The sequence below is a fragment of the Bdellovibrio sp. HCB288 genome (assembly GCF_047305935.1).
GTDB lineage: Bacteria > Bdellovibrionota > Bdellovibrionia > Bdellovibrionales > Bdellovibrionaceae > Bdellovibrio.
The window spans coordinates 197,332-211,514 of sequence record NZ_CP178619.1 but is presented as its reverse complement, the minus strand read 5'-3'; the positions used below and the strand labels follow the sequence as shown (position 1 = coordinate 211,514).

The window sequence follows — 14,183 nt, the reverse complement described above, 5'->3', positions numbered from 1 at the left end:
GGAGGGCTATTTGACGCTCCATTGGTGGGTGATTTTTCCCACGATTTCCGCCAATAAAACGTCACCGGGTTTGATCTGGCCAACTCCGGCAGGAGTGCCTGTCAAAAGAAGGTCTCCGGCTACCACTGGGAAGTGGTGACGCACGTAGTCTATCTGTTCTTCAAATGGGAAAATCATCAACGAGGTGTTGCCGTTTTGGCGGAGCTCGCCATTGACGGTCAATTTTATGCCGATGTTGCGAAGCTCATCCAGGTTTTCCACGGGGAAAAAGCGGGAAAGCGGGCAGGCTTCGGTAAAACTTTTTGCCAAAGTCCAAGGCTGACCCTTGGATTTCAGTTTGGATTGCAGTGTTCGCTCCGTCAGATCCAACGCCACGCAGGCAGCAGAGATTTGCAAGTTCTCGTCAAATTGCAAAGCAATTTCGACTTCGTGGTGCACATCCGTACTCCATTTGGGCAAATGAATCTCTGGGGCTGCGATGGTGGCGCAGCTGCCGGCCTTTAAAAACACCAGGGGTTCTGACGGAACTTCATTTCCCAGTTCTTTGGCGTGTTCAACATAATTGCGACCGATTGCCCAGATGTTTTGAATCATGGTGTGATCCTTTTTAACTCGAGAAATTTATAAAAACCGTCTTTCGCGACTTCAAAGCCCACGCACTGGCACGGAGTCCAATGGGAAAAGCGGTCCTCGGTAAGATCCGTCTCGGACGGAATGACCGACATAGCTTCAATCACCCAGTCATAATGGGAGCACAGATAAATCACATCGTTTTTGTATTCAGAGGCTTTCTCCAGAAGTTTGGAGATGCGTTTGCGGAAAGCTTGCAGGGACTCGTCACCATGTTGCTCCAAAAGATCCTCCTGGTTTTCCAGAGGGAGTTTAAAATGTTCAGACAACGGGCGAAAAGTACTGTGGGTGCGTTTGCGCGGCGAAACCCAAAGGTGAGTTGGCTGGGGCATTTCTTTTTTCAGAACCAAGTCCAATAAAGTGGAGGCTTGATTGTGGCCATCGGCCGTCAAATCCGGGTCTCCCGAGAAATCCATGGCTTTTTGGGCGTGGCGAAAGATATAAATCTTCATAATTCTGGCTCTGCTATTGAAGCTTGAAATTATAGTTCTGCTTTGCTAGTTTCGGCTGTTATTTTCTATCTATTTCGGGAGTTTGTCATGGGTAAAGAACGCGTTCACCGCTATGTCTCCAAAGATCTAACAGTGCGTATTGCTGCGGTCAATGCAACTGAAGTTGTTCGACATATGCAGGATTTGCAGGACACTTATCCATTGGCAACTGTGGCCGTCGGTCGTGGCATGGTGGGTGCTCTTTTGATGGCAGCACAACTCAAGGATGGTCAGCAAGTGGGACTTTTGTTCCGCGGTAACGGACCGCTTAGCAGCGTTTATGCTGAAGCCAGCTACGAAGGCCATGTGCGTGGCTATACTCCGAATCCTCACTATCAACCGGAAAGTTACGAAGGCGGCCTAAGCCTAAAAAATGCCATCGGTATCGGACTTTTGACAGTGGCTCGTCATCAGCCATTTCAAAAACAACCGTTCCAAGGAACTGTTGAATTGGTCAGCAGTGAGATCGGTGATGATATCGCTCACTACTTGCATCAGTCTCACCAAATTCGCTCCTTGGTTTCTTTGGGCGTGTACCTGGATGCCAACGGCAAAGTGCAATCAGCTGGTGGTGTGTTGATCGAGGTGATGCCAGGTGTAGAAGAAAGCATGGTTGAAAAAATCATCGCCAATTATGAAGGCAAAAAACCAAACATCTCCAAACTATTGAACGAAGGTGCTTCGTGCATGGACCTTGTGGCTCCATTTATGGAAGGCATTCCGTTCGAAGAAATCGAACACAACCAAACCGTCGAGTACTCTTGCCCTTGCACGAAAGCCCGCGTAATGCGTGCACTTGAAGCGATGGGTGAGGCGGAGCTTCAGGACATGCTGGACAATAAAGAAGAAGTCCACGTGACTTGCCAGGTGTGTGGCAAGCCCTACGGTGTATCACTGGATGAAGTGGCAGAGCTGAAAAACCTTCTTCACCGCGAATCGATGAACTAATCTCAAATTGATACGTCATTCACGAAATGGCACCTGTCTATCCCTTATGCGCCCAAACCCACGGTGGTTTCGGGCGGGGTGGAGCGGTCCTTGCTTTGTCATAGGGTATGATAAAACCGTCCCTAAACCTTATAAAACGCAGCTCATTACCATGGATGACCGCATTCATTCTGGTGTTGGCGGCAATTTCAGTTCTGAGCTTCGTTATAGAAGTGAATAGAGCTCAAGGGTCGGTAGCGCAGTACTTTTCTATCTGGGAAGAGGACATCGCGAAATCCCTTTTGGTAAAGCAAGATTCCACGCTACTGGATAAGATTCTTGGACAGCTAAGAGAGGTTCACAGTTCAGTTGCCAATGTTTCTGTGAAGCCCACCGAGGGTCTTTGCTCATTTCAGAACAACATTCCAATTACTTTGTACTCATTGCCGGCAGGGCAGGTGCAGGTCTGCTATAGCAGCACGGATCTGGCATTAAAAACTGTGACTTCTCCGATCTTTTTGATCGGTGTGTTTTTGGGTCTGATGTTCGTTTCTTTCGGTTCTCGCCGTGAGCTATTGAATAGCATGCAGGAACAAAAGCTTCAGTCTGAACTTGAGCGCAATAAAGAGATCTCTGAAATCTCCCGCCAAGTTGCGCACGACATCCGTGGTCCTTTGATGGCGTTGACTACTTTGACTCAGTTGTCTCACGAGATGAGTAATGAAAAGAAAGAGCTTCTAAGTCTTGCGGTGGGCAGAATTCGCGGCATTGCTGATGATCTGTTGTTGCGTGGCAAATCAGTTCGCGAAATAAATGAAACTGCAATTAAGACAAGTAAAGTAGTCGGGGATCAGACTGATATTATTCAGGTCGCAGATCGCCTATTGAAGGAATACAAATTTTCTTATCCACAGATTCAGTTCACATGGCATCAACACGTAAAAGCTGAAAAGCTGCAATTGCCATTGGATGAAATGAAGCTGCTTCGAGTGTTGGGAAATATTTTGAATAACTCAATTGAAGCGGCTCCTGAATCGGAGGCATCAGTCAGTATTTCTTTGTTGGATCGCGATCAAAACTGGCTGTTGCAGGTCATGGATAACGGCAGCGGTATTCCGGAAGAGGTTCTTCCGCAGTTGATGAACGAAGGCAAAAGCTTCGGCAAAGAAAATGGCAATGGTTTAGGTCTGTACGACGCCCGCAAAACTTTGCAGGCCGTCGGTGGTGATTTGCAAATCCGTTCCCGCGTTGGTGTGGGCACGCAGGTGATCATGGTTATCCCGAAAGTCACAGCTCGAATGTCAGAGAGAATTTCTTAATTTTCGACTTCAATTCCCAAAACATTTTCAATGGTCTTATCGTATCGATCCTTCTTTTTGGGCTTACCAGCGCCAGGATCCTTGCGGACTTGAGCTGCGTCGGCAGAGAAGGCTCTGAATACGTCGGCCGATTTGTCTGCGGCACTCACTTGGAAGTGATATTCTTTGTCCTTGCAGTAGGCGGTCAATTTAACCACTTCGCTCAGCTTATTGGCCGAGTTGATCTGAACTTCAGAGATATTCAGAGTCGTAATTTTTGTTTCCAGGACTGAATCCGGTTCGCCCTGGATATTTTCAATAGCGCAGGGGAAAGTGATAATCAATGGTGTCTTTTCGCGAATTGCCAAGGTGCTGGAAATGCCGGGCGCCGTCGGTGAAGACTGCGGGAAATCCAGTTTGGTGATCATCAGACCCCAGGGGTTTTCCAGGGTTCTTTCGGTGTTTTCAATTTGCAGATTTGTATTGACGTAAAGAGTGTTCACACGGCCAGGAGCTTCACTGATCTGTACAGCAAGGAGGGCCGAGTATGCTCCGCGGGAAATTTGATTCAGCGTCAGCAGAGTACTTTTTTGGTTTAATGACTTGCTCTGGATTTTGTCACGCAGGCGTTGAATTTCTTGAATCCGCTTTTCGCGCAATTCCGGGGACATTAAAAAGGTCAATGAAGTTTGCGACTGCCAGAAGTTGTTTGAGTCGTAGGTGAAATAGCGCTCCAGGTACTGGCGCAGGAACGTGCCTTTTTCCATTTCAGTCAGTTGTACTGATTGGGGCTGAGAGTTGTCAGTTCCAGCCATGTCCGTTGTGATAGCAATCACTCTGGGATTTGATTTTAATTGCCAGTAAAGGACGCTCACCACCGAGGCCCAGATAAAACTCGCAGCAAATAGAATCTGCCAGAGGTGCTTCTTCATTATTGACCCTTTTCAAGGGGCAGAATTTCAATCATCTGATCACGGTGGTATTTCTTATTAGGTCCGTCATCGACCCATTGGTCGATTTTATACAGACGGATCTGCGCTTTGCCACTTTGGAAGTAGCGCTTGTCAGCATTGCCTTTGGTTTCTTTCAGCAGGGTCGCAGTGCCGCTTTGGAAGAAATCCAGTTGAGCTTTAAGTTTGTCATTCTCCATTTTGGCCATATCAAGTTCTTTGTTGTCATCAAAGTACATATTGGCGGCAATGGCTGCGATCACACCGACGATACCACCCCAATACATAGCATGCAGTTCCGGACGCTCATCATCGGGCGCGGTTGCCGCTCCAGCAATAGCACCCACACCCACACCAGCGAGAGTTGTTGCCATTCGACTTTTTTGATTGGTGGCGCAAGCAGAAAAAATGAAGCACAAACTAAGAAGCAATACAGAATTTTTCATACCATAATGCTAAGGATGTTTAGGCTTGGAGGAAAGGAAAAAAACAAAGGCCGCTTAAGTTTCCCAAAGCGGCCTTTGACTATATAAAAATAATTTTACGGATTACAGTTTTTGGATGATAGCGTCTGTGAAGGACTGAGTAGTCCCTTTACCGCCCAAGTCACCAGTGCGTGCGTTGATATCAGACAAAGCTGCGATCAAAGCCTTCATGATAGAGTCAGCTTTGGCGCCTTCGCCCACGTGTTGCAACATCATAACTGCAGACTGAAGCAAAGCTGTTGGGTTGGCTTTGTTTTGACCCGCGATATCTGGTGCGGAACCGTGAACGGCTTCAAAGATAGCAGCTTTTTCACCGATATTGGCACCTGGAACAACGCCCAAACCACCAACAAGGCCTGCGCAAAGATCAGAAAGAATATCGCCGTACAAGTTCTCAGTAACAATAACATCGAATTGCTGTGGGCGAGTCACTAGCTGCATGCAGGCGTTATCAACGATAACGTCTTTAGTTTGGATGTTTGGATATTGCCAGCCGACTTCTTGCGCGACTTTCAAAAACAAACCGTCAGACATTTTCATGATGTTGGCTTTGTGAACGATCGCCACTTGTTTGCGACCCGTTTTTTGAGCCAGGTCATAAGCGTAGCGCGCGATTCTTTCAGAGCCACGGCGAGTGATGCGTTTGATGCTCTCCGCAGTGTTTTCATCAACCATGCGCTCGATACCAGCGTAAAGGTCCTCAGTGTTTTCACGCACGATCGTCAAATTAACGTCAGAAGCGACACACTGAACACCTGGAAGGGAGCGAACTGGTCTAACATTCGCGTAAAGGTCAAATTTTTGTCTCATCGTCACGTTGATGGACTTGTGGCCGCCGCCCACTGGAGTGGTCGTAGGTCCCTTGATCGCCAATTTGTTTTTATTGATGGAATCAATGGTGTTTTGAGGAAGGAGGTCGCCCAATTTAGCCAAAGCGATTTCGCCGGCTTGGTGCTCTTCATACTCAAATGGAGCATGAACGTGTTTAAGCACGCGGATTACTTGGGACATGATTTCAGGGCCAATGCCATCACCAGGGATTACAGTCAGTTTCATCATAGTTTCGCCTTTCAGAATGAAACAGACTTACCAAGTTTGGGCTCAAACCTCAATAAATTGGTTTTAAAACTCCCCATTTGCGGCGACGGGGTGTCTAAAACTTTTACGACAAATACTCCAGTAAAAACATATATTTAGACCGGAAACCCGGGGTTGCCTGTGATCTGGACAGGGGAGTGCCTGTCTCACGCGCCGAATGCCGAAAACTGTAATTATTTAAAAACTATGGAATTTCAACGTGTTATCGGTGTCCCGTCGGTGGAGCAATGTGGTCCTGACTTTGTAATAGGTAAGGTCAGGAGGACACGCTCATGTTTAGGTATATTGGAGTTGCAGCACTTGTGGTTATGGCTTTGTTGTTAGAAGCCTGTGCTCCCAAGTCTCAGAGTGACTGTGGCTTTGTGCAAAACGTTTATGGCGAGCGTGTTTCCTGGAAAGCTGACGTTCCAGTGACGATGTACTTGCATGACTCTGTTCCAAATGAATTTATTCCTGCTATCGTTAGTGCCGCTCAGACTTGGGAGCGTAAATCCGGTCGCAGACTCTTTAATATCGTAACGACTCCTCGGGTGAGTGGCCCCAATCAGCCCCGTACCGATGGTAAAAACGTCATCTACTTCATGAATACCTGGGAAACAGAAAAAGCCTCTGAGCAGGCCAGAACCACGATCCTGTGGACGGGTGATCAGATTCGCGAAACAGACATCCGTGTAAATGCCAAAGTCGACCCAGAAACCAGCAAGCCATTCTTTAGCTTCTATTGGAATCAGGGGACGGGCTCTGGTGTGAATATCGAAGCTTTGATTTTGCACGAGATGGGACATGTTTTGGGACTCAAACATAATGACGCCGGCGGATCTGTGATGGCGACTTATTTGAAGAACAACGACGATCGCACGGAGCTGTCAGAGCAGGATACAACGGATCTGAAGTGCGAGTACTAGTGACTCGGCTTGTAAAAGTTTTATGTAAGTTTATTTAAGTTGAGAAGTGATTTTTTAGAAATAGACTTTTATGTCGGCGCCTTGAAAAGCGCACAGAATCAGGAGTTCGCGATGAGAGTGATTGGAAAAAACGAAACAGTACAAGTTCAAGAAACTGCGACTACTGAAGCATTCGTTGGATCATTTGCTCCGTCAGAAACTGTTTCTCATACAAGTTATCACGAACTTTCAGACAAACCTGTTCAGGAAGTCGATGCTATCAATCAATTGCATGCTAATCTTGAGATGCTTTATGATATGCAAACACGTTTTAGTTTTGTCATGCGCGAAGTGCGTTATCTTTTGAAGGCCTAAACTCCGTTTAATTCACTCTGAGTAAATAAATACCTATTTTTATATGTCACCAAACACATGTTAGATGACATATAAGAAATTTTCGCATTTGATGTCTCTAGAGGAGAACTCCATGCAGGACATCATCAAGTCAAATTGTGCACACGTATGTATCCCCACTGGCGGACTTCATCCTGTTGTTCAACGCCAATTTCAAAAATGGGGGCTTACGAAGACCGAAGGTGACATCGGTTTGTTGCTATTGAAGGGACTGAGCTTGCGCGCTATTTCGCAATCTCGTGGAACTTCAGAGACTACTGTTCGACAGCAAGCATTGATTCTATACAAGAAAGCAGCCGTAGAGGGACGTCATCAGTTAGCGGCATTTTTCCTGGAAGATCTTTTGAATCCGTGCCAAGTGCCGAAGTTCGAACTGTCATAAGGGACCGCAAGGTCCCTTTTTTTTTGATTAAGCTTTGCGGTTGAATCCCATAGAAGTCATTTTGGGAATCGTATAGACGACCCAGTCGCCATCGCGCTCACGGGTCATACCCTCGGAGACAATGGGTTTTTCGAAAGCAAATTCCTCACGGAATGTCTGGAAGCTGCTGCTGGTGGTTTTCTTGTTCTCATTTTCAATTTTATCTTTGAAAGAGCGCTGGCCGGAAACAGTGGCGCGGTCATTTTGAACCGTCACGCGCACGGAATCCTTTTCGTGCTCAGGGACGAAGGCTCTTAATACGTAAAAGTCGGAAGTCTCCTGCATTTGGCTGCCGCGATTTTCGACCTTATAAAAAGGATCGTGTTCTTTGCTTTCGTACTTGGCTGCCTGCTTGGAGAACTTTTCACGAGTCACCGCAAGTTCTTTTGCATACATATCCTCTTGGATATTCAATGACTCTTTATTGGCTTCGTTGTTTTTCAAGTAAGTGCTTTGAAAATGCTGATTCTGAGTCTTCAGTTCTTTTTCATAAGCTTTCTTGTTTTGCATGACTCGTTGGCTGTACTGATTATTCAAATTCTTTTCTTTCGAATCCCAGTGCTTTTGTTGCTGTTCATAGTCCTTTTGGAATTCGGTCTCTGAACGGGTCAATTGCTTTTGTTGTTGTTCTTGCTGAATGGCGATTTTCTTTTCGCCAGAGGAGCGTTGTTTCGAGAAGTCCTCTTCCTGATTGGTGCGCAGTTTTGTCTGCGCAAGCTTGCCGCGCTCTATTTCATTTAATATAGACTTCTCGTTTTGTTCATGGGCGCTATCCAGACGCTTTTGGCCGAAGGTGTTTACCTCTCGGATGTCTTTGTTGTAGCGCTCTTTGGCTTTTTGGATTTCGCCGGCCGAACGCTCACTGATGCCGGCTATTTGTTTTTGGGCATGATCCTGAGTGTCTTTGATTTTATTATTGGATTCCAATTGGACTGTGTCCAATTGCTCACGACGCTTGTTGCGGGTGTCAGTGATTTTTTGGTCGTAGTCTTTTTGCAGGGTTGCTGTGCGCGCGTTGTAGTTGTCAGATAGGGCAGCGCGCTTCTGGGCGGAATCCTCAACCATTTCCTTTTGGCGGTCGCGGATGTGATTGATTGCAGCCTCATTGGATTCGCGAACGGATTCCTTTTTATCGGCGTAGTATCCACGCAGGTCTTCAAGCTGACCTTCATTTTCCTTGGTGATCTGTTTCTTCTTACGATTGTGCTCGGTCTGAAGCTCAGACAGTTCGGCTTGATTGGATTTGCGTGTGGAATTGTCGATAGATGACATATCCACTAGTGTATCAAAAAGAGGCAGTGGTACTAGGGTCCTGGGTTTTCTTCCGAGGGAATCTGGCCCTTAGGGTTGGGGCACAAGGGCTTCATGCCGCCAGTACGGCCATAGCAGCGCCAGGTATCGATGTAGGTGATGGTCTCATCGGCTGCGACCGGGTAGAAGGAGCGATATTGTTCAGGATCCAAGGTGCTTTCAACCAGACGAAAGGCGGGCTCAGTGTTCTCGGAAGCGTCTTGTCCTTCCGAAGGCTTTGCCGCTGTGGAAATCTTCAATACGAAGACTCGATACTCAGCGTGGGCAAGCATCGGGATCAGGAAAATAAAGAAAGCCGATAAGAGACGTCGATATTTCACAATATCCCCTATCGGCTTTGCGGTGGGAAAACATGAAATCAGGATATCATCGGAATTCCGCGTTGCATTATTTTTCGATGTTGATGTCGATTTAGGACTCTAAGAGATCGACACAAAAATCAAGATCCCGGATTCGCCCTGAAATGTTGGATAAATTGAATAGAAATTAAACACTTTCCCTCGAGAAAGAGTCATAAAAAAACCGTTTCGACGGAAACGGTTTTTAATGGGAGTGTTCGTGATTCGCGCGAACCGTATTTTCAACAATGTGAAAATAGGCGCGGATCAGCATTTGATGGGAGTCCGAGTCCAATGCCTGCAAATACGCCATTTTTTCAAAATAGGTTTTGCGCGCAATGAGCTCAGTCATCACGTCTTGGACTTTCTTCATCTTGTCAAAGCTGTAGAAGTCCTTGTCGTCTGTGACTTCCTTCAGAGCCTTCGCGATGGTTGTGTTATCAAACAGAACATGAACACCCATTGCGGAGTGTGAGAGAAGTGCTTCCATTCGTTCAAGACTTGTCTCTTCAATATTCACCAAGATCGCCTCCTTGCACCTTGGAAAAACCATTTAATGGCACAACATAATTTGAATGTTGGGGAAGAAAATGGAGAGTTGCAAGAGGAAAACGCAAGGTCATGACGGGGCTTGTCGTGTCAGATCTTTTTCCTGTTGTTGGCAGGGTGGATTTCTCTCCATAATAGGCAATAAGGAGCCACGATGGCCAAAGCTAAAACTCGTCCTGTTAAGTCAAAATCTATCACTGAAAAAGAATATATCGTCGTCGATGAAAAAGCCGGTCTGATTTTCGAAACCGAAAAGGACCTTTATGGCTACTTTGAAACAGCGATTAAAAAGTTTCAGGATGAGTATCAATCCTACCGCACGCCGGATGATTTTACTGACGAAGAGCAAATGGCCCGGGAAAATTATTTGGAGTCCACATTGGATGATCCGGATGAAGTTTGGATGGATAGCGAGTCCATAGAGGACTACGCGGTTTACTATTTTATTCGTGAGTATGAAGAGGGTGCGACGGCCTTTAAGTACATTGCGATCGCGTACATGGTTGAAGAAGAAGAGTATCCAACTTTCGTTTTCATGCATTTCCCAACCCGTGATTCCAACGTTTGGCATCATTACCAAAAAGGTGAGATGGTTTACGACAGAAATTATGCCGAAGCTTCCGTTGGCGCCATCGAAGGTGATGCAATGCTTGAAGGTGATCCTTTGGCTGTGGGCCTTTATCAAGCGATGATGAAAGTGCGCACAGACAAGGACATTGCGCAGGAGCAATTCCAGGACTACGCAGAATTACGTGAGGAAACGATCGAGTCCGCAGATGAAATCTGGAGAAAAACCGATACAGAAGGCCACGTGCTGGTGAGCTTCATCAAGGAGTTCCCGGATCACGAAACGAAGGATCTGGTTTATGTGGCCATCACTCAAGAGGACGACGAAACCAATGTTCACTCTTTGCTGTTCTCGTTCCCGACGACGGATGAGGCTTTGGTGGATCGTTACCGACAAGGTGAAAACCTGCAGGCCGAGGAAGTAAGCCAGGAATCTTCGCACTAATCCGATGATCTGGCCTTACATTATTCTGTCCTATATCAGTCTGTTTGTTTTTGGTCTGAGCGACAATGTGCGCGGACCGCTTTTTCCTGAAATTATGAAAGAGTTTGCGGTGAACGACTCCATGGGATCATGGATGTTCGCCCTGAGTTCTATTTCGGGATTTCTTGCCAGTTATCTGGCGCGCTTTCTGCTTCGCCGCTTTGATCGTCTCAGTGTTTTGCGCAGCGGGGCGATTGCATTGATTTTTTCTTTGATAGGTCTGGCGACGGCTCCGCACTTTTATGTGTTCTTGTTTTTCTCTCTGACATTCGGGATGAGTCTTGGGATTGTGGGTTTGATTCCCAACGTATTGGTACCATTGGGCTCAAGCGAAAATCGCAAGCAACAATTGCTTTCGGGCTTGCATGCGATGTATGGGGTGGCCAGCTTCTGTTCGCCCCTGATTGCAGCTACTGTGGAGCATGTGACCGGCAGCTGGCGGTGGACATTCGGGATCATCACGGTGGTGCCGTTAGGATTGTTGCTTTATACCTTCCACGGCAGTCATGAAAATCTTCATAAAAAAGCTGAGTTTGTTCCGGAAAATCATAAACTAAACAAAGCGCGCAATTTCAAGCCCCAGATGTTTTTGGCCTTTATGGTCAGTTTCTGTGTTTGTGCGGAAATCATGGTGTCGTCGCGATTGGCTTTGTTTATGAGACGGGTGATGAACTACGACATGGAGATGTCGGCCTTGTACGTCACTTACTTTTTTGTCGGCATGTTGATAGGCAGAACGTTGTTTGCATTGGTTAAACTTCCCTTTAGTTTACGCGTGCAGCTTTCGGGGGCAGTCGTGCTGAGTGCATTTTGTATTTATGTGGGAGTTCACTGGAATCCGATTTTTCTCCCGATCACGGGATTCACGGTGGCTCCGTTTTATCCATTGGCCATCACTTGGATCTCTTCGAAATTTCCCACAGACTTGGATTCGGCGGTTTCCTATATGATGGCGACAGACTCGATGATGCTGGTTGGAATGCATTTGCTGGTGGGGTACTTGACGGATCTTAAAGGCATTGCCTTCGCGATGTTGCTGGGACCTTTTTATTGTCTGCTGTCATTTTTATTGATCAACAGCTACGAGTACTTCTTTGAGCGCCATAAACCCCAAGAGGATTCAAACATCGCCTAAAAGAAAAACGCCAACTGTGGGGGGACAGCTGGCGTCTTAGGGGGTTGTTCAAATCAGGTTAAAATCAGAAGCAATAGTTTTTAGCCATGTCCTGATACTGAGTTGTCGTGTAACCAGAGCTTTTATAAGAGTAAAACGGATGAAGCTTTTGCAGAACTGAAGCGCGAGCGGCACCGGAGCTTTCGGTGGCGTATGCATTTGGATTGGCTGTGAACATTGGCAGCAAGCCGTTGATTTCAGTGATAGCTTTGTTTGTGGATGAGCTATAGGCCGTGATTTTCAAAACATCGTAGTCACCATTGTAATCCTGAAGGTTCGCAAGAATGATCACGCGGCCAAAGAAAGAAGCCGGTTCACCGTAACCCATTGACAGAGCCAATGCAGAGATCGAAGTCCAATTGATGGATGTGCCCCAGGAAGTGATAAATTTTTTCGCTTGAGTATCATAAAGAGCCAAAGGCACTGCTGAGGAATTCAAATAAGTGGTGCCGTTGGAGTTCGCATACCATTTCCACATCGAGATATAAGAGGAGCCCGCAGCAAAGCCAGTTGGAAGAGTTGTGAGTTTGACCCAAACCAAATCCATACGGTAGCTGCTGCCTTCCGTGTATGCCATTTGGCGGGCAGCAAGGCCTGCCGTGGAAGTGGAGTTACAAACAGCAAGGGCTTTTTTGTCGGCGTCAGTAGTTGAAGTAATGACTTCACGACTTGCTAGATCCGTTGATTGTGCACCAGATGATCCGCAACCTGTTAGAGCCGCCGCACCTGCAATCAAAAGAACCGTCATTAAACCATTTTTCAAATTAGACATTTTCATAAAGCCCCCGTGCACCTGTTCTACTGATCTAATAAGCAACTGCGATGCCATATTTTATTTAGAAACACGCCATTTAGCACAGCATTTTCAAAGAGTTAGAAGGGGAGTAAGGTGGGGTTTGCTCAGATCTCATTACGTTACGACGAAGCTGACAAAATTGGGCTGACAGTTTTGAGTGGTGTCTCAGAAAAAAACAAAGCCCAACCACCATGGTTGGGCTTTTAGGGAAACTCCGGTTTTTTCAACCGAGGTTTATTAGATTAATTCAAGATTACATCGCGCAACGGTAGTCTGCTTTGTAGTTACCGTTTACCAAGGAAGCCTGGAACGTTACGATATTACCGCTTACAGAGTAGCCGGAAGAGATCACGTTACCAGCAGAGTCTTTGATTACTAAATCAACTTTACCATCGTTATCTGCATCAATCGGCTTGCAGCTTAGGGACACAGATCTAGTCAATGATACCGCAGCGTCACCGGCATTTTTCAAGATCGCAGTATAGTCTGTTGCGCAAACTGAACCTACGATACCACCAGTCATCTGAGCCAGGGAAATCAAGACTGGAGCTGGCTGATTGGAAGTCGTGCAGGAGCTGTCGCCTGGAGACTTAACAATCGTATCAACCATCATGACTTTTTCAGAGCCCAGTCTGGAGCGGACAAGGCTTACAAGGTTTGAAGGTTGAGATTTCGATACATCAAAACCAGTGGTACATTGACCATTACTGCACTCATCCTCATCCGAGATAATAATCACGACAAGGTTGGAATCAGTGCGGAAGAATCTGTCTGCTGCCGGCAAAGCAACGTCACGCTCGATAGCACGGTAGATACTAAAGATAGGGCGTTCGTCTCCATTACCTTTATCACCCAATTTAATAGCGTCAGCCAAAGCAGCCTGTGCTTGTGAAGAGCCATCGGCATTGCTTAAAAAGCGTTTGCCATTCATCAATCTCATTTGGCCGTCACCCCAAAGGGCATTCATACCACTGGAATCGGCAGTATTGATACGAGGGTCCGTCGTTGTTAAAGCGACTCTCCAGTCCAAATGATCCACCAAGCCCATGAAGCCATTGATTCTGGATGACATGTTAGCTTGTTCTTCCGCCATCGAACCGGAGTTGTCGACCACGAAAAGAATATCAATTTTGGAATTCTCCTGGATTCTGAAATCCTGAGACAGACCTCGTGAAGGAATAACTGTATCCGACTGACCTGGACTTGAGGAAGCCAGCGTGGATTGTGTGAAACTCATGTCCTGTGGAGCACAAGCAGATAAAGCAGCTAGAGAGAGAATCGAGATGTATGCGTTTGTCTTTTTCATAATTACCCCTATGCCAGACGTTATTGCATCGGTTGTGCCAACCGGAAAGGGCTTAAAATC

Annotated in this window: 17 protein-coding genes; 7 read left to right on the top strand and 10 right to left on the bottom strand. The window is 46.5% G+C overall.

Annotated features, from left to right (window positions below; translation table 11 throughout):
* Positions 1–6: 6 nt before the first annotated feature.
* On the bottom strand, positions 7–594 hold the full coding sequence (locus ACLVWR_RS01010; RefSeq protein WP_340596750.1) for a fumarylacetoacetate hydrolase family protein: 588 nt from the start codon (positions 592–594) through the stop codon (positions 7–9).
* The gene (locus ACLVWR_RS01005; protein ID WP_413582104.1) at positions 591–1,082 is read right to left on the bottom strand and encodes a phosphoglycerate mutase family protein; all 492 of its coding nucleotides are present in this window, start codon (positions 1,080–1,082) and stop codon (positions 591–593) included. The genes ACLVWR_RS01010 and ACLVWR_RS01005 overlap by 4 nt, the downstream gene beginning before the upstream one ends.
* Before the next feature lie 87 nt (positions 1,083–1,169).
* Between ACLVWR_RS01005 and ACLVWR_RS01000 the strand changes: the two genes are divergently transcribed.
* On the top strand, positions 1,170–2,069 hold the full coding sequence (locus ACLVWR_RS01000) for an Hsp33 family molecular chaperone HslO (protein ID WP_413582103.1): 900 nt from the start codon (positions 1,170–1,172) through the stop codon (positions 2,067–2,069).
* A 155-nt stretch (positions 2,070–2,224) separates the two neighbouring features.
* Positions 2,225–3,367, top strand: coding sequence for a sensor histidine kinase (locus ACLVWR_RS00995; protein ID WP_413582102.1), 1,143 nt, complete (start codon positions 2,225–2,227; stop codon positions 3,365–3,367).
* On the opposite strand, the gene ACLVWR_RS00990 is transcribed toward ACLVWR_RS00995, so the two are convergent.
* From ACLVWR_RS00990 to ACLVWR_RS00980, 3 genes are all read right to left on the bottom strand, one after another.
* The gene (locus ACLVWR_RS00990) at positions 3,364–4,278 is read right to left on the bottom strand and encodes a hypothetical protein (RefSeq protein ID WP_413582100.1); all 915 of its coding nucleotides are present in this window, start codon (positions 4,276–4,278) and stop codon (positions 3,364–3,366) included. The two genes, ACLVWR_RS00995 and ACLVWR_RS00990, sit on opposite strands and share 4 nt — an antisense overlap.
* Positions 4,278–4,670 carry a hypothetical protein gene (locus tag ACLVWR_RS00985; RefSeq protein ID WP_413582099.1) on the bottom strand — a complete coding sequence of 131 codons (393 nt, stop codon included), beginning with the start codon at positions 4,668–4,670 and terminating at the stop codon, positions 4,278–4,280. The genes ACLVWR_RS00990 and ACLVWR_RS00985 overlap by 1 nt, the downstream gene beginning before the upstream one ends.
* A 174-nt stretch (positions 4,671–4,844) precedes the next feature.
* Positions 4,845–5,840, bottom strand: a complete 996-nt coding sequence (locus tag ACLVWR_RS00980; RefSeq protein ID WP_340596758.1) for an isocitrate/isopropylmalate dehydrogenase family protein — start codon at positions 5,838–5,840, stop codon at positions 4,845–4,847.
* Positions 5,841–6,151: 311 nt separating this feature from the next.
* On the opposite strand from ACLVWR_RS00980, the gene ACLVWR_RS00975 reads away from it, so the two are divergent.
* From ACLVWR_RS00975 to ACLVWR_RS00965, 3 genes are all read left to right on the top strand, one after another.
* The gene (locus tag ACLVWR_RS00975; RefSeq protein WP_413582098.1) at positions 6,152–6,784 is read left to right on the top strand and encodes a matrixin family metalloprotease; all 633 of its coding nucleotides are present in this window, start codon (positions 6,152–6,154) and stop codon (positions 6,782–6,784) included.
* A gap of 111 nt (positions 6,785–6,895) precedes the next feature.
* Positions 6,896–7,138: a hypothetical protein gene (locus tag ACLVWR_RS00970; protein WP_413582097.1), complete on the top strand. Its 243-nt coding sequence runs from the start codon at positions 6,896–6,898 to the stop codon at positions 7,136–7,138.
* A gap of 112 nt (positions 7,139–7,250) precedes the next feature.
* Positions 7,251–7,559, top strand: coding sequence for a hypothetical protein (locus ACLVWR_RS00965; protein WP_340596762.1), 309 nt, complete (start codon positions 7,251–7,253; stop codon positions 7,557–7,559).
* Between the two features lie 27 nt (positions 7,560–7,586).
* On the opposite strand, the gene ACLVWR_RS00960 is transcribed toward ACLVWR_RS00965, so the two are convergent.
* From ACLVWR_RS00960 to ACLVWR_RS00950, 3 genes are all read right to left on the bottom strand, one after another.
* Positions 7,587–8,870 carry an Hsp20/alpha crystallin family protein gene (locus ACLVWR_RS00960; RefSeq protein ID WP_413582096.1) on the bottom strand — a complete coding sequence of 428 codons (1,284 nt, stop codon included), beginning with the start codon at positions 8,868–8,870 and terminating at the stop codon, positions 7,587–7,589.
* A 32-nt stretch (positions 8,871–8,902) separates the two neighbouring features.
* The gene (locus ACLVWR_RS00955) at positions 8,903–9,229 is read right to left on the bottom strand and encodes a hypothetical protein (RefSeq protein WP_413582095.1); all 327 of its coding nucleotides are present in this window, start codon (positions 9,227–9,229) and stop codon (positions 8,903–8,905) included.
* 223 nt (positions 9,230–9,452) lie between these two features.
* Entirely contained in the window at positions 9,453–9,767 is a 315-nt protein-coding gene (locus ACLVWR_RS00950) for a hypothetical protein (protein WP_340597531.1), read from the bottom strand.
* 183 nt (positions 9,768–9,950) lie between these two features.
* On the opposite strand from ACLVWR_RS00950, the gene ACLVWR_RS00945 reads away from it, so the two are divergent.
* The gene (locus tag ACLVWR_RS00945) at positions 9,951–10,808 is read left to right on the top strand and encodes a PBECR2 nuclease fold domain-containing protein (RefSeq protein WP_413582094.1); all 858 of its coding nucleotides are present in this window, start codon (positions 9,951–9,953) and stop codon (positions 10,806–10,808) included.
* 4 nt (positions 10,809–10,812) lie between these two features.
* Positions 10,813–11,982, top strand: a complete 1,170-nt coding sequence (locus ACLVWR_RS00940; protein ID WP_413582093.1) for an MFS transporter — start codon at positions 10,813–10,815, stop codon at positions 11,980–11,982.
* Between the two features lie 64 nt (positions 11,983–12,046).
* On the opposite strand, the gene ACLVWR_RS00935 is transcribed toward ACLVWR_RS00940, so the two are convergent.
* Both ACLVWR_RS00935 and ACLVWR_RS00930 read right to left on the bottom strand, forming a co-directional pair.
* Positions 12,047–12,799 (bottom strand): hypothetical protein, encoded by a 753-nt coding sequence (locus ACLVWR_RS00935; RefSeq protein WP_413582092.1) that lies wholly within the window; start codon positions 12,797–12,799, stop codon positions 12,047–12,049.
* A gap of 271 nt (positions 12,800–13,070) precedes the next feature.
* On the bottom strand, positions 13,071–14,123 hold the full coding sequence (locus tag ACLVWR_RS00930; RefSeq protein WP_413582091.1) for a hypothetical protein: 1,053 nt from the start codon (positions 14,121–14,123) through the stop codon (positions 13,071–13,073).
* Positions 14,124–14,183: the final 60 nt, after the last annotated feature.